This is a genomic window from Pseudomonas sp. SDT291_1_S447, from assembly GCF_054070155.1.
Map to the genome: position 1 here is coordinate 18,806 of NZ_JBSVXS010000003.1, position 25,212 is coordinate 44,017.

Genomic DNA, 25,212 nt, shown 5'->3' on the forward strand with positions numbered 1-25,212 from the left:
TCTTGTTTTTAAAAATCAAAATCAAAAGATCGTCCAATCGCGGCCCGAGCCTTCGGCAGCTCCTACACGGGTTCGGGTTACAGGTCCAAGACCAGTGGCTGATTGCTTTGCGCCGGAACGGCACAGCAAATCAGCACATGCCCCGCTTCCGGAATATCCGCCGGCACCTGTGGATAATTCACCGCACCACTGACCAGCCGGGTCTTGCACGTACCGCACGAGCCACCGCGGCAACTGAACTCCGGACGTAACCCCCGACTTTCCGCCAGCTCCAGCAAACTGCCGCCATCGGGCTGCCAGCGCGCCTCTTTTGCCGAGCGCTCGAACACCACCGGCACCGAAGTGGTCGCTGCGGGCGGTTGTTCGATCACGATCGCATCCGCATCGGCCTGACGTTTCAGGGTAGACGGGCCAAAGGTTTCCGCATGAATCTGCGCGTCACGTACATCCAGCTCGCGCAGGGTGTCGTACAACCCTTGGGTAAAACCACCGGGGCCGCAAAGCACAAAGTCGAGCTGGTCGAAATCTTCGACATCCAGCAGGTTTCTCAGCACGCTGCCGTCGATGCGCCCACGCACATCAAAATCTTCGCCCTCTTGCAGATCGGCTTCCGGCTGGCTGAGCAAGCGCAGGATTCGCACAGAGTCGCCTGCGGTTTCCAGCAAACGATCCAGCTCCTGGCGAAACGGCTGGTCCGCCAGACTGCGCGAACTCTGCAGCAACAGCGTCGGACGAATCCCTCGCGTCCGTAGACCTTGGTAGACCACCTCGCGCAGCATCGACAGCAACGGCGTGATGCCCACACCGGCGGCCAGCAGCACCAACGGTCGCTGCTCCAGCGGTGCCACGGTGAAATGCCCCTGCGGCGCCCGCGCCTCAAGCACATCGCCAACGCGGATCTGCTCATGCAGGTGCGACGAAATCAGCCCTTCGCGCTTGACGCTGATCCGGTAGAACCCATCCGATGGTGCACTCGAAAGACTGTAGGTACGGATATGCACCTCGCCATCAATGGTGAAACGCAGCGGCAAATGCTGGCCAGCGAGAAACACCGGCAAACCGGCGCCATCGGTTGGCTCCAGATAGATCGAGCGGATACTGCGGCTTTCCGCCTCGATCTTCGCCACGCGCAACGGCCGCCATTGATTGCCCAGCGCCTGCGCCTGCAAACGCGCATCGGCTTCGGCCCAGTTACCGGTCAACAGGCTGGTCGGCGACATGCCGTCGAAGCGCCAGCGCAAGGCCAATGCGGCCGGGCGCCGCACCAGTTTTTCCACTTCAAACGTCCACAGGCGTTCCGCGCCTTGAAAGGCCTCGATCTGCGGGTCATCGAGAAGGATCTCGGTACGCCCGCTGAGTTGCAACAGATCACCTGTGGAAAAGTCGATGAACAGCAAGCCAGCTTTGGGATTGAGCAGCAGATTGCCCAAGGTGTTGAAATGCAGATTGCCGGCGAAATCGGGGATGGTCAGACGATTGCCTTCCACCCGCACGAAACCGGCCTGGCCACCACGGTGAGAAACATCCACCGCGCGCAGGCCGTCGACATCGACATAACTGGCGACGAAGAACGTGTCGGCGCCATTGATCAGCGCGATGGCCGCGTCATCGAGGCCGTTCAGATGCTGAGCCGGACGAGTATTCGGATCCGTCAGCGGCACACGTTGAAACTGGCGCAACTGAATGTACTGCGGGCAATTGCCGAAGGCCTGATCCACGTTCACGTCAAAACCATCAGCGCTCAGATTACCGACATGGCCGTTGAGGCGATTGCGCCGGCGGGTGTGCAATTCGATACCGAGCAAACCGATCGGTTCGCCATTACGCAGTTGCGCCGGGTCATCGGCAGCAGGCTGGCTGGCGAAATGCAGATGCTCAGGATCGGGCGAATGGGCGAACCCCGGCGCGCCTTCGAGCACACTGGCCCACGGCCGCCCATCTGCATCGACTGCGCCGTACAGCATGAAGGGCAGTTGCTGATAGAACTCACGGTGCTGATCCGGCATCCAGGTGCGAATCACCTTGCGCCCGAAGGCTTCCATGCGTTCGGCAACGCCGACATAGGCCTGTAACTGTTGCTCGCCAGCGTGCCACGGTGAACGTTCCATCACGACCTCTCCCCTGCACCGTCGGCACAGTGTGGATTGCGAAAATCAGGCGGTGGTTTGCAGACCGGCGACGGTGCGCGGCATGCCGACGAAACCAGGCAAGGCTTCAACCCGGGCCAGCCAGGCGCGGACGTTGCCGTAGTCGTCCAGCGACACATTGCCTTCCGGTGCGTGGGCGATGTAACTGTAGGCCGAAACGTCGGCAATAGTCGGTTCGGCGCCGGCCAGATACGGCGTTTTGCCCAACTCGATGTCCATCACCTTGAGCAGGTTGTGCGCACGGGTAATCGCTTCTTCTGCATTCAGTTGGGCACCAAACACCGTGACCAATCGCGCAGCGGCGGGGCCGAAAGCAATCGGTCCGGCGGCAGCCGACAACCAGCGCTGCACACGTGCCGCACCGACCGGATCCGTTGGCAGCCAACGACCGTCGCCGTATTTCTGCGCGAGATAAACCAGAATTGCGTTGGAGTCGGCCAGCACCACGCCGTCGTCGTCGATGGCCGGCACTTGGCCGAAACTATTGATAGCAAGGTACGCCGGCTGCTTGTGCTCACCTTTGGCCAGATCGACGAAGATCAGCTCGGTCGGCAATTGCAGCAGGGACAACATCAGCTCGACACGGTGGGCGTGGCCGGAACGTGGAAAGTTGTAGAGTTTGATCGCTTGCATGGTCGACTCCGCTGAACAGGGGCGCCACTGCGGGGATGAGAGCGCCGATGCAGGCCATCTTCCACTTATCGCGAAAAGAACAGAATCACCAGCAACTGCAATCGATTATTTCACCGAGTGAAATAACGCAGCATTTTTCAAGGCCGGATGTTCGCGCAAAGCCTCTGCCGTGAAATCGACAAAACTGCGGATCCGCGCTGGCGCCTTGCGCCCGCCCTGATACACGACGTGGATCGGCAGCGGCGGCAGTTCAAATTCGGCGAGCACTATTTCCAGTGTGCCGGCGGCAACCTGACTCGCCACTTGATAGGACAACACCCGGGTCAAACCCAAGCCCGTGCAAGCTGCTGTAATCGCAGCCTGATTGGCGGTCACGATCAGACGCGGCTCAGGACGCACACTGAGCGGTTCGCCCGCGTCGAGAAACGGCCAACTGCGTTGCTGGCCAATCGCTGAAGTCGCCACCACTGGCGCGCCCGCCAATGCGTGGGGATGAGCCGGTCGGCCATATTTGGCAAAGTAGTCCGGCGAGCCGCAAATGACCCTACGCACCTCACCCACGCGAACAGCATGCTGACTGCTGTCCGGCAGATCACCGATGCGCACCGCCACATCGATGCCCTCCTCGACCATGTTGACGATCCGATCAACCAGTACGGCATTGATCGTGACATCCGGATACTGCGCGAGATAACGCGCCATCACCGGCGTCACAAACAAATCACCGAACAACACCGGCGCCGTCACCGTCAATTGCCCACGCGGCTCGGCATGACTGCCCGCCGCCGAATCCTCGGCTTCCTGCACCTCGGCGAGAATCCGCCGACAGTCTTCCAGATAACGCTGCCCCGCTTCGCTCAAATGCACACTGCGCGTGGTGCGGATCAACAACTGCGTGCCGATGCGCAACTCCAGCGCCGCCACCGCCCGCGTGACGCTCGCCGCTGACAAACCCAGACGCCGCGCGGCGGCGGAGAAACCTTGCTCCTGGGCGACGGTGGTGAAGATGTGCATTTCCTGGAAGCGATCCATGGAAGAGACCTCGATCAAAAAGGAAATGCCGTTCTTCCATTTATGGAATTAGTTCTGGCTTTACCAATTATTCAAGACGCAGGGATATCAGGAGATCGACGAATGATATGACTGATTACAGTGCCCAGAATCTCGATGTCCAGCGGATCCAGAGCAATTGGGCCTTGGGGCATCGCAGGGTCAAGAGGCATCAAGACAGCCTCACTCTGACCGGGTTCCTTGGCTAAACGCCGCAGCCCAGGCGCATTTTCCTCGCCACGATACCGGTAGATCACATCACTTCCACTATCAATATCTTCGACCGCCGTGAGTGCTGCGTCGAAAATCAACACAGATCCGCCAGGGTACTGGGTGAGGTATGGCAACGCGCCGGGAAAAACGGTTGCCCTGTGCTGATCAAAAAAAGTCTTGATCACAGGAACGAAGGCATGAATGTCTGCACTTTTCGGTCCGTACTTACCCTCTGCATTGAAGATTGGCATTCCAACCGATCCCGACGAAAGTGTTTTCCAGTCCTCAATGAACACTAGCGATACGTCAACCTTCAAACCTTGATCGCGAACATTACGCCGTCGCTCAGCAAAAAACTTGTGGTCATCTACCGTGTTTCCCGTTGCGAGCCAAGTTGCATCTACTTCCAGGCTCGCTGCAAGGCGCCGGATGGTCTCTGCCCGTGGGAAGCTATGGCCGTTTTCATATTGTGAAATGGTTCGCTTATCTATACCAACCAATGCGCCCAAATCCTGTTGAGTAAGGCCTTTTTCTCCACGCTTACCGATCAGACGACTGGCAAAGTCCGCATTCGGTCCATCAATCAATATCGCCACATCATCTCCAAATTATCACGAAAATCACCATTCATCAGCAATCTATGATTTATAGGATGATAAATCAAGCAGATAAAACAATTAAAAGATCATATAGATCCTAAAGCTCACAAAAACCGACTGCATCAAATTGTTCTTCGCAAAAAAAATCGCAGCCGAAGCTGCGATTTTTTTGTGCGTAGGTCAGCTGTGGATAACTTATTCCACCGTCACCGACTTCGCCAGGTTACGCGGCTGATCGACGTCCGTGCCCTTGAGCACCGCAACGTAGTACGACAGCAACTGCAGCGGAACCGTGTAGAGGATCGGCGAGAGGATGTCGTGGATGTGCGGCATCTGCACCACGTGGGTGCCTTCGCCGTTGGTCATACCGGCTTTTTCGTCGGCGAACACGATCAGTTCGCCGCCACGGGCGCGGACTTCCTGCAGGTTGGACTTGAGTTTTTCCAGCAGTTCGTTGTTCGGCGCCACGGTAACCACCGGCATGTCGTTATCCACAAGCGCCAGCGGGCCGTGTTTCAGCTCGCCGGCCGGGTAGGCTTCGGCGTGGATGTAGGAGATTTCCTTGAGTTTCAGGGCACCTTCCATCGCCACCGGGAACTGCGCACCGCGACCGAGGAACAGGGTGTGGTTCTTCTCGGCGAACAGCTCGGCGATTTTTTCCACGGTGCTGTCCATGGCCAGTGCTTCGCCGAGACGGGTTGGCAGGCGACGCAGTTCTTCGACCAGACGCGCTTCAACGCCGTCGGCCAAGGTACCGCGCACTTGGCCGAGCGACAGCGTCAGCAGCAACAGGCCGACCAATTGCGTGGTGAAGGCTTTGGTGGAGGCCACACCAATTTCGCGGCCGGCCTGGGTCAGCAGGGTCAGATCGGATTCGCGTACCAGCGAACTGATGCCGACGTTGCAGATCGCCAGGCTGGCGAGGAAACCCAGCTCTTTGGCGTTGCGCAGGGCCGCCAGGGTGTCGGCGGTTTCACCGGATTGCGAGATGGTCACGAACAGGGTGTCCGGCTGCACCACCACTTTGCGATAGCGGAATTCGCTGGCGACTTCGACCTGGCACGGAATGCCGGCCAGCTCTTCAAGCCAGTAACGCGCGACCATACCGGCGTGATAGCTGGTGCCACAGGCGACGATCTGTACGTTACGCACTTTGGCGAACAACTCGGCCGCTTGTGGGCCGAACGCTTGCACCAGCACCTGATCATTGCTCAAGCGACCTTCAAGGGTGCGCTGCACAACGGCTGGTTGCTCGTGGATTTCCTTGAGCATGTAGTGGCGGTACTCACCTTTGTCGGCGGCTTCGGCACCGTCGCTGTACTGCACGGTCAGGCGCTCGACGGCATTGCCGTTGATGTCCCAGATCTGCACGTTATCGCGGCGAATTTCGGCGATATCGCCTTCTTCCAGGTACATGAAGCGGTCGGTGACCTGACGCAGCGCCAACTGGTCAGACGCGAGGAAATTCTCGCCCAGACCCAGACCGATCACCAACGGGCTACCACTGCGTGCGGCGACCAGACGATCCGGTTGTTTGGCATTGATCACCGCCAGACCGTAAGCACCGTGCAATTCCTTGACCGTCGCTTTTAGCGCAACGCTCAGGTCTGGCTGGTCCTTGAGCTTGTGGTTGAGCAGGTGGGCGATGACTTCGGTGTCGGTGTCCGAAGTAAACACGTAACCCAGCGCTTTCAGTTGGTCGCGCAGGGCTTCGTGGTTTTCGATGATGCCGTTGTGCACCACCGCGATGTCGCCAGAGAAATGCGGGTGTGCGTTGCGTTCGCAGGGTGCGCCGTGAGTCGCCCAACGGGTGTGGGCAATGCCCAGACGGCCCACCAGCGGGTGTTCGGCCAGCGCCGCTTCAAGCTCGCTGACTTTACCCGGACGGCGCATGCGCTCGAGGGTTTCGTCGTTGGTATACACCGCGACACCGGCACTGTCATAGCCGCGGTATTCAAGGCGCTTGAGGCCTTCGAGCAGGATGGCGGTGATATTACGTTCAGCAACTGCGCCGACAATTCCACACATGCTTATTTCTCCTGACTGACAGCCGCGCAAATCACGGTGATACCGCGGGCCTGAATCTGATCGCGTGCCTCGCTAGGCAGGCGATCATCGGTAATTAGGGTATGGACGCTGCTCCACGGCAGCTCCAGATTGGGGATCTTGCGACCGATCTTGTCGGCCTCAACCATGACGATGACTTCCCGCGCCACTTCAGCCATGACCCGGCTCAAACCGAGCAGCTCATTGAAGGTGGTGGTGCCACGCACCAGATCGATGCCATCGGCGCCGATGAACAACTGATCGAAGTCGTAAGAGCGTAGTACCTGCTCGGCAACCTGGCCCTGAAAGGATTCCGAATGCGGATCCCAGGTGCCGCCGGTCATCAACAGCACCGGTTCGTGCTCGAGTTCGCTCAGGGCGCTGGCGACGTGCAGGGAGTTGGTCATCACCACCAGACCTGGCTGCTGGCCAAGTTCGGGGATCATCGCGGCGGTGGTGCTGCCGCTGTCGATGATGATGCGCGCGTGTTCGCGGATGCGTTTCACCGCTGCACGGGCGATGGCCTGTTTGTACTTGGAAACGCTCTGCGCCGTTTCCGCGACCAGTTCCTGCGGCATGGTGATCGCCCCGCCGTAGCGGCGCAGCAACAGACCGTGGCTTTCCAGTGCGGCGAGATCCTTGCGAATCGTAACTTCGGAGGTTTCGAAGCGCTTGGCCAGTTCATCCACACTGACTTCGCCCTGCTCGTTGAGCAAGGCGAGGATGTTGTGGCGGCGTTGCGGCGTGTTGCGTTTCGACATGGCGGCTTAAGTTTCGTTTCGAAAGATAACGTAAGCAATCAAAACCTATCGGCTCTAAATCGTCAAGCGGTCGCCCAAAAAAAATCGCAACCCCAACAGTCCCCGTAGGAGCTGCCGAAGGCTGCGATCTTTTGATCTTCAAAAAGCCGCTGTGGATAACTCAGCTCTTCTTGATCTTCTCCGGCCGTTTCCAACCGTCGATATTTCTCTGCCGCGCTCGGCCCACGGCCAACTGCGCGTTGTCCACATTCTGCGTAATGGTCGAACCGGCTGCCGTGGTCGCACCGGCAGAGATATCCACAGGCGCGACCAGCGAATTATTGGAGCCGATGAACACGTCTGCACCTAACACGGTTTTCCACTTGTTGGCGCCGTCGTAGTTGCAGGTAATGGTGCCCGCGCCGATGTTGGTGCGCGCTCCGATCTCGGCATCGCCCAGATATGTCAGGTGTCCGGCCTTGGCGCCTTCGCCCATGTGGGCGTTTTTCAATTCAACAAAGTTACCCACATGTGCGCGCGCTTCGAGCACGGTGCCTGGACGCAGACGCGCGAACGGGCCGGCATCGCTGCCCTCGCCCAGAACGGCACCTTCAATGTGCGAGTTGGCCTTGATCACCACACCTTTGCGCAAGGTGCTGTCCTTGATCACACAGTTCGGACCGATCTCCACATCATCTTCGATGACCACGTTGCCTTCGAGGATCACGTTGATGTCGATCAGCACGTCACGACCCACAGTCACTTCGCCACGCACATCGAAACGTGCCGGATCCCGCAAGGTAACGCCTTGCGCCATCAACCGCCGACCGGCGCGCAACTGGTAATGGCGCTCCAGCTCTGACAATTGCTTGCGATCGTTGGCGCCCTGCACTTCCATTGGATCATGCGGTTGTTCGGTGGCGACAACCAGGCCATCGCTGACCGCCATTTCGATCACATCGGTCAGGTAGTACTCGCCCTGGGCATTGTTGTTTGACAGACGACTCATCCAGTCGGCCAGACGATTGGCCGGCACGGCGAGAATGCCGGTGTTGCCTTCGGTGATCGCGCGCTGCGCTTCGCTGGCGTCTTTGTGTTCAACGATGGCTGCGACCTTACCGTCTGCATCGCGCACGATGCGGCCGTAACCTGTCGGGTCATCCAGCTCGACGGTCAGCAAGCCCATTTGCCCTGGCACAACATGCTTGAGCAGGCGTTGCAGGGTCTCGACTTCGATCAGCGGCACATCGCCGTAAAGAATGAGCACGGTGTCGGCAGTAATGAACGGCACCGCTTGCGCAGTGGCGTGGCCGGTGCCCAGTTGCTTGTCTTGCAGGACGAAATTCAGATCATCAGCGGCCAGACGTTCACGCACCACATCGGCGCCATGGCCGATCACCACATGAATGCGCTGTGGATCAAGTTGCCGGGCGCTGTGGATAACATGACCCAGCATGGAGTTGCCGGCAATCGGATGCAGCACTTTCGGCAGCGCCGAACGCATACGGGTGCCTTGACCGGCCGCGAGGATAACGATTTCAAGAGACATGACTGGCTACCAATCCTGGGTGGTCAGCAACTGCGACCGGGTTTCGGGAATTCGGAAAAGAAAAAAGGGTAGCCGAGGCTACCCTTTTTTATCAATCGCACAACAAGCGGGCTGACGGATTAACCGCCAAACTTCTTGCGGATCTGCTGGACGGTGCGCAGCTGAGCTGCAGCCTCGGCCAGACGTGCGGACGCAGCTCCGTAGTCGAAATCTGCGCTCTTCTCGTGCAGAGCAGCTTCGGCAGCCTTGAGAGCTGCTTGAGCTTGAGCTTCATCCAGGTCGGCGGCGCGTTGCACGGTATCGGCAAGCACCTTGACCATGTTCGGCTGAACCTCGAGGAAACCACCGGAGATGTAAAACACCTCGGCTTCCCCGCCTTGCTTGATCAGGCGGATCGGACCTGGCTTCAGATTAGTGATCAGCGGCGCGTGACCCAGAGCGATACCAAGATCACCCAGTGCACCGTGCGCAATCACCATCTCGACCAGGCCGGAAAAGATTTCCCCTTCCGCGCTGACGATATCGCAATGGACTGTCATAGCCATCTGATTGCCTCAACCTAAATGAGCGCCCGTTGCCGGGCGCCGGGATTACAGTTTCTTGGCTTTCTCGATCGCTTCTTCGATGCCGCCAACCATGTAGAACGCTTGTTCTGGCAGGTGGTCGTAGTCACCGTTGAGGATGCCTTTGAAGCCAGCAATGGTGTCTTTCAGGGAAACGTATTTACCCGAAGCACCAGTGAAGACTTCAGCCACGAAGAACGGCTGCGACAAGAAGCGCTGGATCTTACGAGCACGGTTTACCAACTGCTTGTCGGCTTCCGACAGCTCGTCCATACCCAGGATCGCGATGATGTCCTTCAGCTCTTTGTAACGTTGCAGAACGTACTGAACGCCGCGAGCGGTGTCGTAGTGGTCCTGGCCGATTACGTTCGGGTCCAGCTGGCGCGAAGTCGAATCCAGTGGATCTACCGCTGGGTAGATACCCAGGGAAGCGATGTCACGGGACAGAACGACGGTGGCGTCCAAGTGGGCGAAGGTGGTCGCTGGCGACGGGTCGGTCAAGTCATCCGCAGGTACGTATACCGCTTGGATCGAAGTGATCGAACCTTCCTTGGTCGAAGTGATACGTTCTTGCAGAACGCCCATCTCTTCAGCCAGGGTCGGCTGGTAACCTACTGCCGAAGGCATACGGCCCAGCAGTGCGGATACTTCAGTACCGGCCAGGGTGTAACGATAGATGTTGTCGACGAACAGCAGAACGTCGTTACCTTCGTCACGGAACTTCTCGGCCATGGTCAGACCGGTCAGTGCTACGCGCAGACGGTTACCCGGCGGCTCGTTCATCTGACCGTAAACCAGTGCCACTTTGTCCAGAACGTTGGAATCCTTCATCTCGTGGTAGAAGTCGTTACCCTCACGAGTACGCTCACCCACACCGGCGAACACGGAATAACCGCTGTGCTCGATGGCGATGTTACGGATCAGTTCCATCATGTTTACGGTTTTGCCTACACCGGCACCACCGAACAGACCGACTTTACCGCCTTTGGCAAACGGGCAAACCAGGTCGATAACCTTGATGCCGGTTTCCAGCAGGTCGTTGCCGCCTGCCTGTTCAGCGAACGAAGGTGCTGGACGGTGAATGCCCCAGCGCTCTTCGGTGTCGATCGGGCCAGCTTCGTCGATCGGGTTACCGAGGACGTCCATGATCCGGCCCAGGGTCGCTTTACCGACCGGTACGGAGATGGCTGCGCCAGAGTCGGTAACTTCCAGACCGCGCTTCAAGCCTTCGGTGGAACCCATCGCAATGGTGCGAACCACGCCGTCGCCCAGCTGCTGCTGAACTTCCAGGGTGGTTTCAGCCGCGCTCACTACTTTCAGCGCGTTGTAGATGCTCGGTACGCTGTCGCGTGGAAATTCCACGTCGATAACGGCGCCGATGATTTGAACGATACGTCCGCTACTCATAGCTGGATCCTCTGAATATTTGAACCGTTAAACCGCGGCAGCGCCGCCGACGATTTCCGAGATCTCTTGGGTGATCGCAGCCTGACGCGCCTTGTTGTAGATCAGCTGCAAATCGCTGATCAAATCACCGGCGTTGTCGGTAGCGTTCTTCATCGCGATCATCCGCGCAGCTTGTTCAGCCGCGTTGTTCTCGACCACCGCCTGGTAGACCTGCGACTCAACGTAGCGGACCATCAAGCCGTCAAGCAGCTCTTTGGCATCCGGTTCGTAGAGGTAGTCCCAGTGGTGCTTGAGATCCTGATCCGGGGTCGCCACCAGTGGAATCAACTGCTCCACGGTAGGCTGCTGCGTCATGGTGTTGATGAACTTGTTGGACACCACGGACAGGCGGTCAATACGGCCGTCCAGGTAGGCATCCAGCATCACCTTGACGCTGCCGATCAGATCATTGATCGACGGCTCTTCCCCCAGGTGGCTGATAGCTGCAACGACGTTACCGCCGAAGTTGCGGAAAAAGGCCGCACCCTTGCTACCAACAACACACAGATCAATCTCGACGCCGTTTTCGCGGTTTACCGCCATGTCCTTGACCAGGGCCTTGAACAGGTTGGTGTTCAAGCCACCGCACAAACCACGGTCACTGCTCACAACGACATAACCGACACGCTTGATGGCGCGGTCGATCATGAACGGGTGGCGGTATTCCGGGTTGGCGTTGGCCAGATGCCCAATTACCTGGCGGATACGCTCCGCATAAGGACGGCTAGCAGCCATGCGCATTTGTGCCTTGCGCATTTTGCTGACCGCCACTTTTTCCATGGCGCTGGTAATCTTTTGCGTGCTTTTGATGCTCGCAATCTTACTGCGAATCTCTTTTGCGCCTGCCATGTAACACCTATCAGGTTAGCAAGCGGGAGCCTCGCGGCTCCCGCTGCGGCTTACCAGGTTTGGGTGGCCTTGAACTTCTCGATACCGGCTTTCATGCCAGCGTCGATTTCGTCATTGAAGTCACCTTTAACGTTGATCTTGGCCATCAAATCGGCGTGATCGCGGTTGAAGTAAGCAATCAGCGCTTGTTCGAAGCTGCCGATCTTGGCGATTTCAATGTCAGTCAGGAACCCACGCTCAGCGGCATACAGCGACAGCGCCATGTCAGCGATCGACATTGGTGCGTATTGCTTCTGCTTCATCAGCTCGGTAACGCGCTGACCATGCTCAAGTTGCTTACGGGTCGCTTCGTCCAGGTCAGAAGCGAACTGGGCGAATGCCGCCAGTTCACGGTACTGAGCCAGAGCGGTACGGATACCACCGGACAGCTTCTTGATGATCTTGGTCTGAGCGGCACCACCCACACGGGATACCGAAACACCGGCGTTCACTGCAGGGCGGATGCCCGAGTTGAACATGGCCGATTCCAGGAAGATCTGACCGTCGGTGATGGAAATCACGTTGGTCGGAACGAACGCGGAAACGTCGCCAGCCTGGGTTTCGATGATCGGCAGTGCGGTCAGGGAACCGGTTTTGCCGGTCACTGCGCCGTTGGTGAACTTCTCTACGTATTCTTCCGAAACGCGGGATGCGCGCTCCAGCAGACGGGAGTGGAGATAGAACACGTCGCCTGGGTAAGCTTCACGGCCTGGTGGACGGCGCAGCAGCAGGGAAATCTGGCGGTAAGCCACTGCTTGCTTGGACAGATCGTCATAAACGATCAGCGCGTCTTCACCGCGGTCGCGGAAGAATTCACCCATGGTGCAACCGGAGTACGGTGCCAGGAATTGCAGCGCAGGAGATTCCGAAGCACTGGCAGCCACGATGATCGTGTTGGCCAGGGCGCCGTTTTCTTCCAGCTTGCGAACCACGTTGGCGATGGTCGATTGTTTCTGACCAATAGCTACGTAGACGCAGAAAATGCCGCTGTCTTTCTGGTTGATGATCGCGTCGATCGCCAGAGCGGTTTTACCGATCTGACGGTCACCGATGATCAGCTCACGCTGGCCACGGCCGACAGGGATCATGGCATCGACAGCCTTGTAGCCAGTCTGTACAGGCTGGTCTACCGACTTACGCCAGATCACGCCCGGAGCAACTTTCTCGACCGCGTCGGTCTCGGTGTTGCCCAGTGGACCTTTGCCGTCAACAGGGTTACCCAGTGCGTCGACTACGCGACCCAGCAGTTCCTTACCAACAGGAACTTCAAGGATGCGGCCGGTGCACTTGGCGCTCATGCCTTCAGCCAGAGACTGGTAAGCGCCCAGTACAACGGCACCTACGGAGTCTTGCTCCAGGTTGAGGGCCATACCGTAGACGCCGCCCGGAAACTCGATCATCTCGCCGTACATTACGTCGGCCAGACCGTGAATCCGCACGATGCCGTCAGATACGCTGACGACAGTGCCTTCGTTACGGGCTTGGGAGGTCACATCGAGCTTGTCGATGCGGCCCTTGATAATTTCACTTATTTCGGAAGGATTGAGTTGCTGCATTGCTCTGCTGCCCCTTCAAACTCAAGATTTCAATGCTTCGGCAAGTTTCGCGATTTTGCCGCGAATCGAGCCATCGATAACCAGGTCGCCGGCGCGGATAACGACACCACCTATAAGGGCAGCATCCTCCGCAACTTGCAGGCGCACTTCCCGGTTGAGTCGTGCACTGAGAACCTTGGCGAGTTTGTCTTGCTGTTCTTGGTTCAATGCAAAAGCACTGGTCACTTCAACGTCTACCGACTTCTCTTGTTCGGCCTTGTACAGGTCGAAAAGAGCGGCAATCTCCGGCAGAAGCGGGAGACGGTCGTTTTCGGCAACGACATTGATGAAGTTCTGTGCCTTGGCATCAAACTTGTCGCCGCACACGTCAATAAACGTGGCGGCCTTTTCTGCGCTCGTCAGTCGCGGGGCCTTGAGCACGCGCTGCATGGTGTCGTCTTGCGACACCGCTGCAGCCAGGCCGAGCATGGCTGACCAATTGGCCAGTTGCTGGTGGGCCTGAGCGTGCTCGAAGGCCGCCTTAGCGTAAGGTCGGGCCAACGTGGTCAGTTCTGCCATGATCGCCCTCGCTTAGATTTCAGCAGCCAGTTGGTTAACCAGCTCTGCGTGCGCGTTTTGATCGATTGTGGCACCCAGGATCTTCTCGGCGCCGCCGACAGCCAGCAAACCCACTTGGGCGCGCAGCTTGTCTTTGACACTGTTCAGTTCCTGTTCGATCTCGGCTTGAGCCTGAACCTTCACACGGTCAGCGTCGACACGGGCCTTTTCAACGGCCTCTTCGACAATCTGGTTACCGCGTTTCTTGGCTTGCTCGATGATTTCAGCTGCCTGAGCTTTCGCTTCGCGCAGTTGCTGACCCGCTTTTTCTTGGGCCAACTCCAGGTCGCGAGCTGCACGGCTGGCAGCGTCCAGACCATCAGCGATCTTCTTTTGACGTTCGTGCAGAGCAGCGATGACCGGAGGCCATACATACTTCATGCAGAACAGTACAAAAATCAGGAACGCAACGGACTGGCCAATCAGGGTCGCATTAATGTTCACGCCAACACCTCGCAGTTACGTTGTCCATCACATCAAATTACTCGGAAGAATCCGGGTAATTAGCCAGCGATCTGACCAACGAACGGGTTCGCAAAGGTGAAGAACAGAGCGATACCAACACCGATCATGGTTACGGCGTCGAGCAGACCGGCAACGATGAACATTTTAACTTGCAGCATTGGAACCATTTCTGGCTGACGCGCTGCGCCTTCCAGGAACTTGCCGCCCAGCAGGCCGAAACCAATTGCGGTACCCAGTGCGCCCAGGCCGATCAACAGTGCAACAGCGATAGCGGTTAGACCAACTACAGTTTCCATCTTTCCTCCCGACTTTTACGTCGTATGGTTTAGGTTTTTTAGATTAAAGCGGTAAAACAAATCGTTTCAGGTGCCCTGTGAAGAGCCCCTTCCCGTTTGACCGGGAAGGACATCAGACTAGTCGAGACTGGCCTTAATGGTTTTCTTCGTGCGCCATCGACAGGTAGACGATGGTCAGCATCATGAAGATGAACGCCTGCAGCGTGATGATCAGGATGTGGAACACAGCCCACGCCCACTGCAGAACAACGCCCAGGCCGCTCAGCCAGAGCAGACCGCTGCCGAACATCACAGCGATCAGAATGAACACCAGCTCGCCGGCATACATGTTGCCGAACAGTCGCAGAGCCAGAGAGATCGGTTTAGCGATCAGGGTCACGAATTCCAGCAGGAAGTTCACCGGGATCAGCAGGGCTTGAACGAAAATGTTCTTGCTGCCGAACGGGTGCAGGGTCAGTTCGCCGATGAAGCCGCCGAAGCCCTTGACCTTGATGCTGTAGAAAATGATCAGTGCGAAAACCGAGAACGCCATGCCCAGGGTCGCGTTCGGGTCGGTAGTCGACACGGCGCGGAACGGGATGTGGTGGTCACCGGAGATCAGGATGGCCAGCTGAGGAATCCAGTCGACCGGTACCAGGTCGACGGCGTTCATCAGGAACACCCAGACGAAGATGGTCAGTGCCAACGGTGCAATCACCGGGCTACGGCCATGGAAGCTGTCTTTCACGCTGCCATCGACGAATTCGACCAATACTTCAACGAAGTTCTGCAAAGCACCCGGCTGACCCGAAGTCGCTTTCTTTGCCGCCATGCGGAAAAGAAGCACGAAGATCAGACCCAACGCGACCGACCAGCCGAGAGTATCGACGTGGAAAGCCCAGAAACCCATTTCTTTGGCTTCTGCTGCGGTATGGGCAAAGCCCCAGCCGCCGTTAGGTAGCTGACCGAAGGTCAGGTTCTGCAAGTGGTGCTGGATATAGCCCGAAGCGGTTGTTTCTGCCATGGTTGCCTCAAACGCCCTAAGGTCTCGAAAGTCTTGTTCTCATCAGCAGGGGAGCGAACCAGCTGACCGACTGAGTCAGCACGAACACGCCGAATACTGCTATCGGCGCCAGTGGCTTCACACCTGCAAACACCAGTGCAAAGAGCACTGCCGTCAAAATCAGTTTGCCTGCCTCGCCGGCATAAAATGACCGGACGATGGACTGGGCTGCTCGGGCGCCGGAAAACCGAAATGCCTTGTGAGCAAAATAAACATTGGGCAGCAAGGCTATCAGGCCTCCGCAAAGTCCCGAGTATCCGGCAACGACTCCGTGCCATTGCCAAAGCGCCAAAGCGGCAATGAGCAAAATGACAAATTGAGCCATCAACACCGGAAAAACCGCCAGGCGATGGAACGGCAGGCGGTTTGGCTTGCGGGTTTCCATCACGTTTGCTCTCCAATGGTCGGCTGCCAGAATTCAATAACTTGGCATAATTTGTGCCGACAAAATGCGCGCAGAGTATAGGGGCGGTTCTGCCCCTATTCAACTGTCAGGTAGTGATTTCCGACTGCGCGCTACATGAGGAAATGTTTCAGCGGATGTGCGCGAGCACACCTTGAAGCTCATCGAGGGAGTTATAACCGATCACCAACTGCCCCTTTCCCTTCTTGCCGTGGCGAATCTGCACCGCAGAGCCTAGGCGCTCGGCCAGACGCTGTTCGAGACGGGCGATATCCGGGTCGGGTTTGGTCGCTTCCACAGGCTCCGGTTTGCCACTCAACCACTGGCGAACCAGTGCCTCAGTTTGGCGCACGGTGAGACCGCGTGCGACAACATGTCGCGCCCCTTCCACCTGCTGATTGTCCGGCAGACCGAGCAAAGCACGGGCATGACCCATTTCCAGGTCGCCGTGAGACAACATGGTCTTGATGACTTCCGGCAGTGCAATAAGCCGCAACAGGTTAGCCACAGTGACGCGGGACTTACCCACAGCCTCGGCAACTTGCTGCTGAGTCAGTTGGAATTCCTGCTGCAAACGCTGCAGGGCCACCGCTTCTTCGATCGGATTGAGGTCTTCGCGCTGGATGTTCTCGATCAGCGCAATGGCGATTGCGGTTTCATCCGGCACATCGCGGACCATCGCCGGGATGGTTTCCTGCCCGGCTTGCTGGCTCGCGCGCCAGCGACGTTCACCGGCGATGATCTCGAAGCGGCCACCGCCAATTGGGCGCACCACGATCGGCTGCATCACGCCTTGCGCCTTGATCGACGCTGCCAGTTCTTCCAGCGCCTGCGGATCCATGTCGCGGCGCGGCTGGTATTTGCCGCGCTGCAGCAGATCCAACGGCAAGTGCTGCAGCTCGCGGGTGTCAGCTTGCGCCGCTTGTTCTTCCAGCGCGCTGACGGTCGGACCACTCAGCAGTGCATCCAGTCCACGTCCGAGACCTCGTTTCTTGACGGCCATGGGGATTCCTTAAGTTGCCTGAGCGGCGGCAATGCGTGAGTTTTTGCGCTGACGACGAACCATCTCGCCGGCCAGGGCCAGATAAGCCAAGGCGCCGCGCGATTGCTTGTCGTAGGCCAGCGCCGGCATGCCGTAGCTCGGCGCTTCGGCCAGACGGATGTTGCGCGGGATCACCGTGTCGTAGAGTTGCTCGCCGAAGTGTTCCTTGAGCTGCGCCGAAACGTCATTCATCAGGCTCAGGCGCGGGTCATACATGGTCCGCAGCAACCCTTCGACTTTCAGGTTCGGATTCAGCAGTTCAGCGATGCGCTTGATGTTATCCACAAGGTCGCTCAAGCCTTCGAGCGCAAAGTACTCGCACTGCATGGGGATAATGACCCCATCGGCGGCGACCAGTGCGTTCAGCGTGAGCATCGACAGCGACGGCGGGCAGTCGATCAAAATGTAATCGTAGTTTTCACGGATCGGCGCCAGCGCGCTGCGCAGACGGCTTTCCTTCATCTGCATTTCCAGCAGCACGACTTCGGCCGCCGTCAAATCGCGGTTGGCCGGCAGCAGTTGGTAACCGCCATGTTCGGAATAGTGCATGGCCTGGGCCAGATCGCACTCGCCGATCAGCAGGTCATAGACCGAATTTTCCAGGCCGTGTTTATCCACACCGCTACCCATGGTGGCGTTGCCCTGTGGATCGAGATCGATCAACAACACCCGGCGCTTGGTTGCGACCAGGGATGCTGCGAGGTTGATGCAGGTGGTGGTCTTGCCCACACCACCCTTCTGGTTCGCTATCGCGAATACCTTAGCCATTCTTGCTTGTGTTCCCAATCATGCCGTGCGGCGCAGTATCAGCAGATGGCGTTGGCCTTGGCAACCGGGTACGGCCAGGGCGTGTTCGCTATCGAGTTTGAAGTCTGCCGGCAATGCTACCAGCTCATCGGCCGGATGAACGCCCTTCATTGCCAGCCAGCGTGTATCGGCATCGCCTAAGTGGCGAGTCCAATTAGTGAAGTTCTCCATGCTGCTGAACGCCCGGGAAATGATCCCGTTGAACGGCTGCGCAGGCTGGAAAGCTTCGACACGACTGTGGATAACTTGCAGGTTATCCAGTTTGAGTTCGAGTTTGACCTGGGTCAGGAAGCGGGTTTTCTTGCCGTTGCTGTCCAGGCAGGTCACTTGCGAGTCCGGATAGAGGATCGCCAAAGGAATCCCCGGCATGCCGCCGCCGCTGCCGACGTCGAGCCAGCGACCGTTTTCGATGAACGACATGACGCTGAGACTATCGAGCAAGTGCCGCGAGACCATTTCGTCCGGATCACGCACGGCGGTCAGGTTGTAAGCCTGGTTCCATTTGATCAATAGGGCCAGATAACCCAGCAGTAATTCATGCTGGGCTTCAGTGAGATTGACACCGAGCTCGCGGGCTCCTGTGGATAACTCTTCGGCGTGTTGCGAAGTGACCTTAGAACTCAAGCGCTTTGCTCCAACTGACGGCCCGCGCCGCGTTTTTTCAAATGAATCATCAACAGCGAAATCGCTGCCGGGGTCACGCCCGGGATCCGCGAAGCCTGACCCAGCGTCTCTGGACGAGTCGCGCCGAGCTTGCTCTGGATCTCCTTGGAGAGACCGGAAATGTTGGTGTAATCGATATCCACAGGCAATTTCGTGTCTTCACTGGCGCGCAGACGGGCGATTTCGTCCTGTTGACGATCAATGTAACCGGCGTATTTGGTCTTGATTTCAACCTGTTCGGCGACCTGTGGATCTTCGGCACCGTTGCCGGTCACCTCGACCAGACCAGCGTAGTCGATTTCCGGACGACTCAAGAGGTTGAGCAAGTTGTATTCGTGGGTCAGCGGCGTGCCGAATTTCTCGGCAATCGCATCGCCCTGCTGCGTATTCGGGCGAACCCAGGTGCTTTTCAGGCGCTGCTCTTCGAGTTCGATGCTTTCGCGTTTCTTGCAGAAGGCCGCCCAACGCGCATCATCGACCAGACCCAGCTCGCGACCTTTTTCGGTCAGACGCAGGTCCGCATTGTCTTCACGCAGGATCAGGCGGTACTCGGCACGGGAAGTGAACATGCGGTACGGCTCTTGGGTACCGAGGGTGATCAGGTCGTCGACCAACACGCCGATGTACGCTTCATCGCGACGCGGACACCAGGCTTCTTTGCCCTTGGCGCGCAGAGCGGCGTTGGCGCCAGCGAGCAAACCTTGGGCGCCGGCTTCTTCGTAGCCGGTAGTGCCGTTGATTTGCCCGGCGAAGAACAGACCGCCGATGACTTTGGTTTCCAGGCTGTACTTCAGGTCGCGCGGATCGAAGTAGTCATACTCGATCGCATAACCCGGACGCACGATGTGCGCGTTTTCCATGCCGCGGATCGATTGCACGATCTGCAATTGCACGTCGAACGGCAAGCTTGTGGATATCCCGTTCGGGTACAGCTCATGGGTGGTCAATCCTTCCGGTTCGATAAACACCTGATGGCTTTCCTTGTCGGCAAAGCGGTGGATCTTGTCTTCGATCGACGGGCAATAGCGCGGGCCGATGCCTTCGATTTCACCGGCAGCGGAATACATCGGCGAACGATCGAGGTTCGCGGCAATGATTTCGTGGGTGCGGGCGTTGGTGTGAGTAATCCAGCAACTGACCTGGCGCGGATGTTGTTCTTTGTTGCCCATGAACGACATCACCGGGATCGGCGTATCGCCTGGTTGCTCGGTCATCACCGAGAAATCCACAGACTTGCCGTCGATACGCGGCGGTGTACCGGTTTTCAGGCGACCGACACGCAGTGGCAGTTCACGCAAACGGTGAGCCAGGGCAATCGACGGCGGATCACCGGCGCGGCCACCGGAGAAATTCTGCAAACCGATGTGGATAAGTCCACCAAGGAAGGTACCGGTGGTCAACACCACGGAATCGGCGAAGAAGCGCAGACCCATTTGCGTGACAACACCACGGACTTGTTCCTGCTCAACGATCAGGTCGTCAGCAGCTTGTTGAAATATCCACAGGTTCGGCTGGTTTTCGAGGATTTCGCGGACAGCGGCTTTGTACAGAATCCGGTCGGCTTGTGCACGGGTTGCCCGTACCGCTGGGCCTTTGCGGCTATTCAACACGCGAAACTGGATGCCGCCCTTATCGGTAGCCATGGCCATCGCGCCGCCGAGGGCGTCGATTTCCTTGACCAGATGGCTTTTGCCAATGCCACCGATGGCCGGGTTGCAACTCATGGCACCGAGGGTTTCCACGTTATGCGTCAGCAACAGGGTTTTTGCCCCCATACGTGCTGAGGCCAGTGCTGCCTCGGTACCGGCATGACCGCCGCCGATGACGATCACTTCAAAACGGGAAGGGAAATCCACCACGCACCTCGTGCCTGCTTAAGTAGGTAATTCAGGAATAGTTTGAGATCAGGTTTCTGGACCTGGTCGACAAGTATAGGGACTTCGCCCTTCCTAAAGAACCCTTTGCACAAAATTTAACCAGCTGTGGAGAACTCGAGGTTAAAAGAATAAAAAAGAGAGAAATTTATAAAACCTTTGTTTTTATGTTTATTCTTACTGAGCACGCTTTCTGTGGATAGATTGCTACAAGCCTTTATATTCAATATGTACAGAGTTTCAAAACCCTGTGCTCATGTGCCAATGAGGCCCTTGGATAACCGGTGTAAGCCTGTGGATGAAAGGGCTGGTTATCCACAGAGGGGGTTATATCCAGTTTTCAGGCCCTGTTATCAACTGCCCTTAGTGGCAGTTATTCACAGGGCTTAATCCACAGAAAATCGACCAAATGGCTTTTTCCGGGCGCAAAAAAAACCGCCATCGAAAGATCGGTGACGACCAGGAAGCCGATAGAGGGATGTGAAAGGGCTATTGTGAGAGAACGTAACAGAGGCTAATAATAGCCATTATCATTAACTCGTCAGTTTCTCCCCATGTCCCCACCCGCCCACCACGCTGCGATCGAGCAAATCTACGAGCAACACCATTCGTGGCTATATGGATGGCTCAGGGGCAAATTGCATAACGCCTGCGATGCTGCGGATGTCGCGCATGACACCTTCGTGCGGATCCTCGCGGCACGGAATGCCGCGCAGATTCGCGAACCGCGGGATTATCTGGCGACCATTGCACGCGGCCTCGTCATTGATCGCTATAGAAGACAGGCCATCGAAGTCGCCTACTTGCAGACCTTGGCTGCTCGACCGGAAGCCACCGCCATCAGCGAAGAAGACAAGGCACTGATCATCGAAACCCTGATCGCTGTGGATAAAGCCTTGGCCGGTCTGGGCGCGCGAACCCGGCAGATCTTTATGCTCTCGCAGATCGACGGCCTGACTTATCAACAGATCGCTGTGCAGTTGAAGGTTTCCCTGACCACAGTAAAGAAGCACATGATCCGCGCTTTGACGGAATGTGCCCTGATCATGGCGCAACCCTGATGGCCATCGCCCCCAACCGCAAAGTGTTCGAAGCCGCTGCCGCTTGGTATGTGCAGTTTCAGGCAGATCCGCCGACGCTCGCCGAACAAAAAGCCTGGCAGCTGTGGATAGATAGCGATCCAGCGCACTTGGCGGCGTGGAACCAGATGGAACAATTGCAGCGTCATCTCGGCACTCTGCCGCAGGATTTGAAACGTCGCGCGCTGAATACCGGCCAGCAACGGCGTCAGGTACTGAAGCTGTTGCTGCTCGCGACCGGGACAGGGTTCCTCGGTTGGAACGCTCAGCAACATACATCCCAGGGGAATGTCTGGGCCGACTACAAAACCGGCGTTGGCCAGCGTCGTAGCCTTTCATTGGCGGATGGCAGCCAGATCCAGCTCAACACCGATACCGCCATCGATGTGTCTTTCGACGCCGCACAGCGCCTGATTCGCCTGCGCTCGGGTGAGATTCTCATTGAAACCGGCAAGCTTGGCGATCAGCGGCCGTTTTTTGTCGAGACCCGCGACGGCCGGATTCAAGCGTTGGGTACGCGTTTTTCGGTGCATCAGCTGTCGGGCTCGACGCGGGTCGGCGTGCTGGAAGATCGGGTCAGCGTGCAACCCGCTGATCCATCAACGGCCGCGATGATCTTGAAGGCAGGCGAAGGTGCTGACTTCGATAGTCGGCATATCGGACGCCTTCTTCCATTTGAATCCTCAGCAGTGGCGTGGACGAACGGCCAGCTGATTGTGCTTGATGCGCGGTTGGGCGAGGTGATCGAAGAGCTGGGGCGTTATCGCAGCGGCGTTCTGCACTGCGATAGCCGCGCCCGGGATCTGCGGGTATCCGGCACCTTTCGGCTCGATTCCACCGATGCCGTGCTGGCCAACCTTCAGGCCTCGTTACCGATCAATGTCCGCTACTTCACCCGTTACTGGGTCTCGATCAGCCACAATGTCTGATCGAAAATCACCTGGGGAAAAATAAATCGAAAAAAGGGTTATCTTTTTTTGCCCTGACCCGGCCCTACAGGTAATCGCGATAAACGCGGCTCTTCGCCACCTCCAGGGCTTATCCACACATGCGTCTTCCCACGTTCCGTCAGCGTTTTTCTCACCACTGCATTGCCTACAGCTTACTGATGACCAGCGCCGCGCCTTGCCTGGTAATGACCAACAACGCCTTCGCGGCGACGGCCGCCCAGCGTTTCACCATTGCTGCCGGCCCGCTGGATAATGCTTTGAGCCAGTTCGCCTCCGCAGCAAACGTGATTCTGTCGTTCTCGCCGCAACAGACCAGCCGTTTACGCAGTGCCGCACTGAACGGCAATTTCACCGTCGACCAGGGATTCGCTCAACTGCTGCAAGGCTCGGGGTTGCAAGCCGTACCGCAGGCGCCGGGCAGTTACATTCTGCAGGCGTTGCCCAATGGTGACGCGCTGGAACTGGCCCCGACCAACATCAACGGGCAATTGGCCAATCCGATGAATCTGGATTACGCCGCCGACGTCGGCTACAAAGCGCAGAGCAGCCGGATCGGTACGAAAACCAGTACACCGTTGTCGGAAACGCCCCGTTCGGTGTCAGTCGTAACCGCGCAACGCATGAAGGATCAGAAATCTCAGACGCTCACCGAGGTGCTTGGCTACGTGCCGGGGATCTTTGCTCCTCCGTTTGCCGCCGGCGACAGTCTGGCCGGCGATCTGTTTTTCATTCGCGGTTTCAACGCCACCGATTACGGCTACGGCCTGCTGCGCGATGGACTCCGTGTGCAAGGCAACCGTTATGACACCAGTACCGAACCTTATGGACTTGAGCGGGTGGAAATTTTCCGTGGCCCGTCCTCATTGCTGTATGGGGAAAACGCCCCCGGCGGCCTGGTCAATCTGGTCAGCAAACGGCCAACCGCTGCACCGCAAGGCGAAGTGCAACTCGGCTATGGCTCGAACAACCGACGGCAAATCGGTGTTGATGTGTCGGGGCCACTCAACGACAGCGGCAACATTCTCGGGCGTGTAGTGATGCTCGGCCGTAAGTCCGACACCCAGACCGATCACGTCCCGGATGACCGCCTCTACATCGCCCCTTCGCTGACCCTGAATTTTGACGATTTCAACACCTTGACCCTGCTGGCCAACTACCAGAAGGATCACACCAATATGGAACTTGGCCTACCGGCCGCCGGCACCTTGCTGACAAACCCCAACGGCAAGTTATCCAAAGGCACCATGCTCGGCGACCCGGACTGGAACACCTTCGAACGGGAAACCTGGAGCAGCGGTTACGAGTTCAGCCACTCCTTCAACGACGACTGGCAGTTCCGGCAGAACTCACGCTACATGCAGTCGCGCATCACCCGCCACGAAACCTGGCCAGGCAACCTCAACAATGCGGGCTTCGGCACGCGCCTGAACATGACCGCCTACGATCGCTTCAACAAATCGATGGTGTACTCGCTGGATAACCAACTGGAAGGCAAATTCCAAGTCGGCGAATTGGAAAACACCGTGCTGTTTGGTGCCAGCTACGATCGCACTTCGTTCAATCAGGACTGGAATGCCGGCATCGTCGGGCCGATCGATATCTACAACCCGGTTTACCTGCGTGATCCCACCACCCCGATCGCGGTGCAAAACACTTTGCTCGAGCAGCAGATGAAAGGTATTTATGCGCAGATCCAGAGTAAATATGACCACTGGTTGTTCTTGCTCGGTGGGCGCCAGGACTGGGTCGACAGTGATTTCCGCGACAAGGTGGCCAAGGGCAGCAACATCAGCTCCGAGGACAAGAAATTCACTTATCAAGGCGGGGTGATGTACCAGTTCGACAACGGCATGACGCCGTATGTCAGCTATTCCACCTCATTCGTGCCGGTGCAGCAGATTTCCAATGCCGGCACGCCACTCGACCCGATAACCAGCAGCCAATATGAAGTGGGCCTGAAGTACGAACCGATTGGCTGGGACACCGCGTTCACTGCGTCGGTGTATGACCTGCGCAAAAAGGACGACACCTACTTCGACTCGACCACGTCGACCTATCGCCAGGTCGGCGAAAGCCGTTCCAAAGGCGTGGAACTGGAACTGAACAGTAACCTGACCCAGAATCTCAATGTCACGGCGGCCTACACCTACACCGATGCGCGGATTACCAAGGATGCCGCGACGTCATTGGTCAAAGGCCATCAAATGACTGGCGTGCCACGTAATCAGGCTTCGGTCTGGGCGAAATATCGATTCCTCGATGGTGACTTGAAAGGCTTCTACGTCGGCGGTGGAGTGCGTTACTTCGACAGTGCCTTCGCTTACACCTCGCCTACTCTGTACGGGAAGCTGGATGCCGGCGATGTCACGTTGGTGGATGCGGCCATCGGTTATCAGATCGACACGCACTGGAGCGTCGACCTGAACGCGAAAAACCTGTTCGACAAGGAGTATGTGTCGGGATGCAACGATGCCGGCCGCTGCTACTGGGGTGAAGACCGCACCTTGCTCGGTACAGTTTCTTACAACTGGTAAAACGAAAAAGGGGCTGTGGATAAATTCTCA

At 57.6% G+C, this 25,212-nt stretch carries 23 protein-coding genes; 3 read left to right on the forward strand and 20 right to left on the reverse strand.

The genetic code is table 11. From position 1 onward, the window contains the following. Window positions 1-77: 77 nt before the first annotated feature. The 20 genes from ACW9IR_RS01915 to mnmG all read right to left on the reverse strand — a co-directional run bounded on the left by ACW9IR_RS01915 (window position 78) and on the right by mnmG (window position 20,601). Window positions 78-2,108 (reverse strand): pyridoxamine 5'-phosphate oxidase family protein, encoded by a 2,031-nt coding sequence (locus ACW9IR_RS01915; protein WP_457461410.1) that lies wholly within the window; start codon window positions 2,106-2,108, stop codon window positions 78-80. Between the two features lie 45 nt (window positions 2,109-2,153). Next, window positions 2,154-2,780 carry a glutathione S-transferase family protein gene (locus tag ACW9IR_RS01920; RefSeq protein ID WP_457461412.1) on the reverse strand — a complete coding sequence of 209 codons (627 nt, stop codon included), beginning with the start codon at window positions 2,778-2,780 and terminating at the stop codon, window positions 2,154-2,156. 105 nt (window positions 2,781-2,885) lie between these two features. Further along, the gene (locus ACW9IR_RS01925) at window positions 2,886-3,812 is read right to left on the reverse strand and encodes a LysR family transcriptional regulator (protein ID WP_102902520.1); all 927 of its coding nucleotides are present in this window, start codon (window positions 3,810-3,812) and stop codon (window positions 2,886-2,888) included. Between the two features lie 71 nt (window positions 3,813-3,883). Continuing rightward, on the reverse strand, window positions 3,884-4,639 hold the full coding sequence (locus tag ACW9IR_RS01930) for a LexA family transcriptional regulator (RefSeq protein WP_102902521.1): 756 nt from the start codon (window positions 4,637-4,639) through the stop codon (window positions 3,884-3,886). Window positions 4,640-4,837: 198 nt separating this feature from the next. Continuing rightward, window positions 4,838-6,670 carry a glutamine--fructose-6-phosphate transaminase (isomerizing) gene (glmS, locus tag ACW9IR_RS01935; protein WP_457461415.1) on the reverse strand — a complete coding sequence of 611 codons (1,833 nt, stop codon included), beginning with the start codon at window positions 6,668-6,670 and terminating at the stop codon, window positions 4,838-4,840. 2 nt (window positions 6,671-6,672) lie between these two features. Beyond that, window positions 6,673-7,449 carry a DeoR/GlpR family DNA-binding transcription regulator gene (locus tag ACW9IR_RS01940; protein WP_150749915.1) on the reverse strand — a complete coding sequence of 259 codons (777 nt, stop codon included), beginning with the start codon at window positions 7,447-7,449 and terminating at the stop codon, window positions 6,673-6,675. Between the two features lie 160 nt (window positions 7,450-7,609). Then, window positions 7,610-8,977, reverse strand: a complete 1,368-nt coding sequence (gene glmU / locus ACW9IR_RS01945) for a bifunctional UDP-N-acetylglucosamine diphosphorylase/glucosamine-1-phosphate N-acetyltransferase GlmU (RefSeq protein WP_110718202.1) — start codon at window positions 8,975-8,977, stop codon at window positions 7,610-7,612. Window positions 8,978-9,096: 119 nt separating this feature from the next. Next, window positions 9,097-9,522: a F0F1 ATP synthase subunit epsilon gene (locus ACW9IR_RS01950; RefSeq protein ID WP_007954164.1), complete on the reverse strand. Its 426-nt coding sequence runs from the start codon at window positions 9,520-9,522 to the stop codon at window positions 9,097-9,099. Between the two features lie 45 nt (window positions 9,523-9,567). Further along, window positions 9,568-10,947, reverse strand: coding sequence for a F0F1 ATP synthase subunit beta (gene atpD / locus ACW9IR_RS01955; protein ID WP_007911961.1), 1,380 nt, complete (start codon window positions 10,945-10,947; stop codon window positions 9,568-9,570). Window positions 10,948-10,974: 27 nt separating this feature from the next. Next, entirely contained in the window at window positions 10,975-11,835 is an 861-nt protein-coding gene (gene atpG, locus ACW9IR_RS01960; RefSeq protein ID WP_008084419.1) for a F0F1 ATP synthase subunit gamma, read from the reverse strand. Between the two features lie 50 nt (window positions 11,836-11,885). After that, a complete protein-coding gene (gene atpA / locus ACW9IR_RS01965; protein WP_095119696.1) occupies window positions 11,886-13,430 on the reverse strand; it encodes a F0F1 ATP synthase subunit alpha in 1,545 nt (514 codons plus the stop codon). A gap of 21 nt (window positions 13,431-13,451) precedes the next feature. Continuing rightward, a complete protein-coding gene (locus tag ACW9IR_RS01970) occupies window positions 13,452-13,988 on the reverse strand; it encodes a F0F1 ATP synthase subunit delta (RefSeq protein WP_007911956.1) in 537 nt (178 codons plus the stop codon). A 12-nt stretch (window positions 13,989-14,000) separates the two neighbouring features. Further along, window positions 14,001-14,471: a F0F1 ATP synthase subunit B gene (locus ACW9IR_RS01975; protein ID WP_003229781.1), complete on the reverse strand. Its 471-nt coding sequence runs from the start codon at window positions 14,469-14,471 to the stop codon at window positions 14,001-14,003. Window positions 14,472-14,530: 59 nt separating this feature from the next. Then, entirely contained in the window at window positions 14,531-14,788 is a 258-nt protein-coding gene (atpE, locus tag ACW9IR_RS01980; protein ID WP_003097235.1) for a F0F1 ATP synthase subunit C, read from the reverse strand. Window positions 14,789-14,921: 133 nt separating this feature from the next. Next, window positions 14,922-15,791: a F0F1 ATP synthase subunit A gene (atpB, locus tag ACW9IR_RS01985; RefSeq protein WP_007911917.1), complete on the reverse strand. Its 870-nt coding sequence runs from the start codon at window positions 15,789-15,791 to the stop codon at window positions 14,922-14,924. Window positions 15,792-15,807: 16 nt separating this feature from the next. Beyond that, window positions 15,808-16,215: a F0F1 ATP synthase subunit I gene (locus ACW9IR_RS01990; protein WP_008084411.1), complete on the reverse strand. Its 408-nt coding sequence runs from the start codon at window positions 16,213-16,215 to the stop codon at window positions 15,808-15,810. Window positions 16,216-16,363: 148 nt separating this feature from the next. Continuing rightward, a complete protein-coding gene (locus tag ACW9IR_RS01995; protein ID WP_034152184.1) occupies window positions 16,364-17,236 on the reverse strand; it encodes a ParB/RepB/Spo0J family partition protein in 873 nt (290 codons plus the stop codon). Window positions 17,237-17,245: 9 nt separating this feature from the next. Further along, entirely contained in the window at window positions 17,246-18,043 is a 798-nt protein-coding gene (locus tag ACW9IR_RS02000) for a ParA family protein (RefSeq protein WP_007911909.1), read from the reverse strand. 18 nt (window positions 18,044-18,061) lie between these two features. Further along, entirely contained in the window at window positions 18,062-18,706 is a 645-nt protein-coding gene (gene rsmG / locus ACW9IR_RS02005) for a 16S rRNA (guanine(527)-N(7))-methyltransferase RsmG (protein ID WP_038359549.1), read from the reverse strand. Next, window positions 18,703-20,601 carry a tRNA uridine-5-carboxymethylaminomethyl(34) synthesis enzyme MnmG gene (gene mnmG, locus ACW9IR_RS02010; protein WP_110718203.1) on the reverse strand — a complete coding sequence of 633 codons (1,899 nt, stop codon included), beginning with the start codon at window positions 20,599-20,601 and terminating at the stop codon, window positions 18,703-18,705. The genes rsmG and mnmG overlap by 4 nt, the downstream gene beginning before the upstream one ends. A gap of 572 nt (window positions 20,602-21,173) precedes the next feature. Here mnmG and ACW9IR_RS02015 point away from each other — a divergent pair. The 3 genes from ACW9IR_RS02015 to ACW9IR_RS02025 all read left to right on the forward strand — a co-directional run bounded on the left by ACW9IR_RS02015 (window position 21,174) and on the right by ACW9IR_RS02025 (window position 25,182). Beyond that, window positions 21,174-21,680, forward strand: coding sequence for a sigma-70 family RNA polymerase sigma factor (locus tag ACW9IR_RS02015; RefSeq protein WP_457461422.1), 507 nt, complete (start codon window positions 21,174-21,176; stop codon window positions 21,678-21,680). After that, window positions 21,680-22,627 carry a FecR domain-containing protein gene (locus ACW9IR_RS02020; protein ID WP_110718205.1) on the forward strand — a complete coding sequence of 316 codons (948 nt, stop codon included), beginning with the start codon at window positions 21,680-21,682 and terminating at the stop codon, window positions 22,625-22,627. The genes ACW9IR_RS02015 and ACW9IR_RS02020 overlap by 1 nt, the downstream gene beginning before the upstream one ends. Window positions 22,628-22,746: 119 nt before the next feature. Then, on the forward strand, window positions 22,747-25,182 hold the full coding sequence (locus tag ACW9IR_RS02025; protein WP_457461424.1) for a TonB-dependent siderophore receptor: 2,436 nt from the start codon (window positions 22,747-22,749) through the stop codon (window positions 25,180-25,182). The last annotated feature ends 30 nt before the right edge of the window (window positions 25,183-25,212 follow it).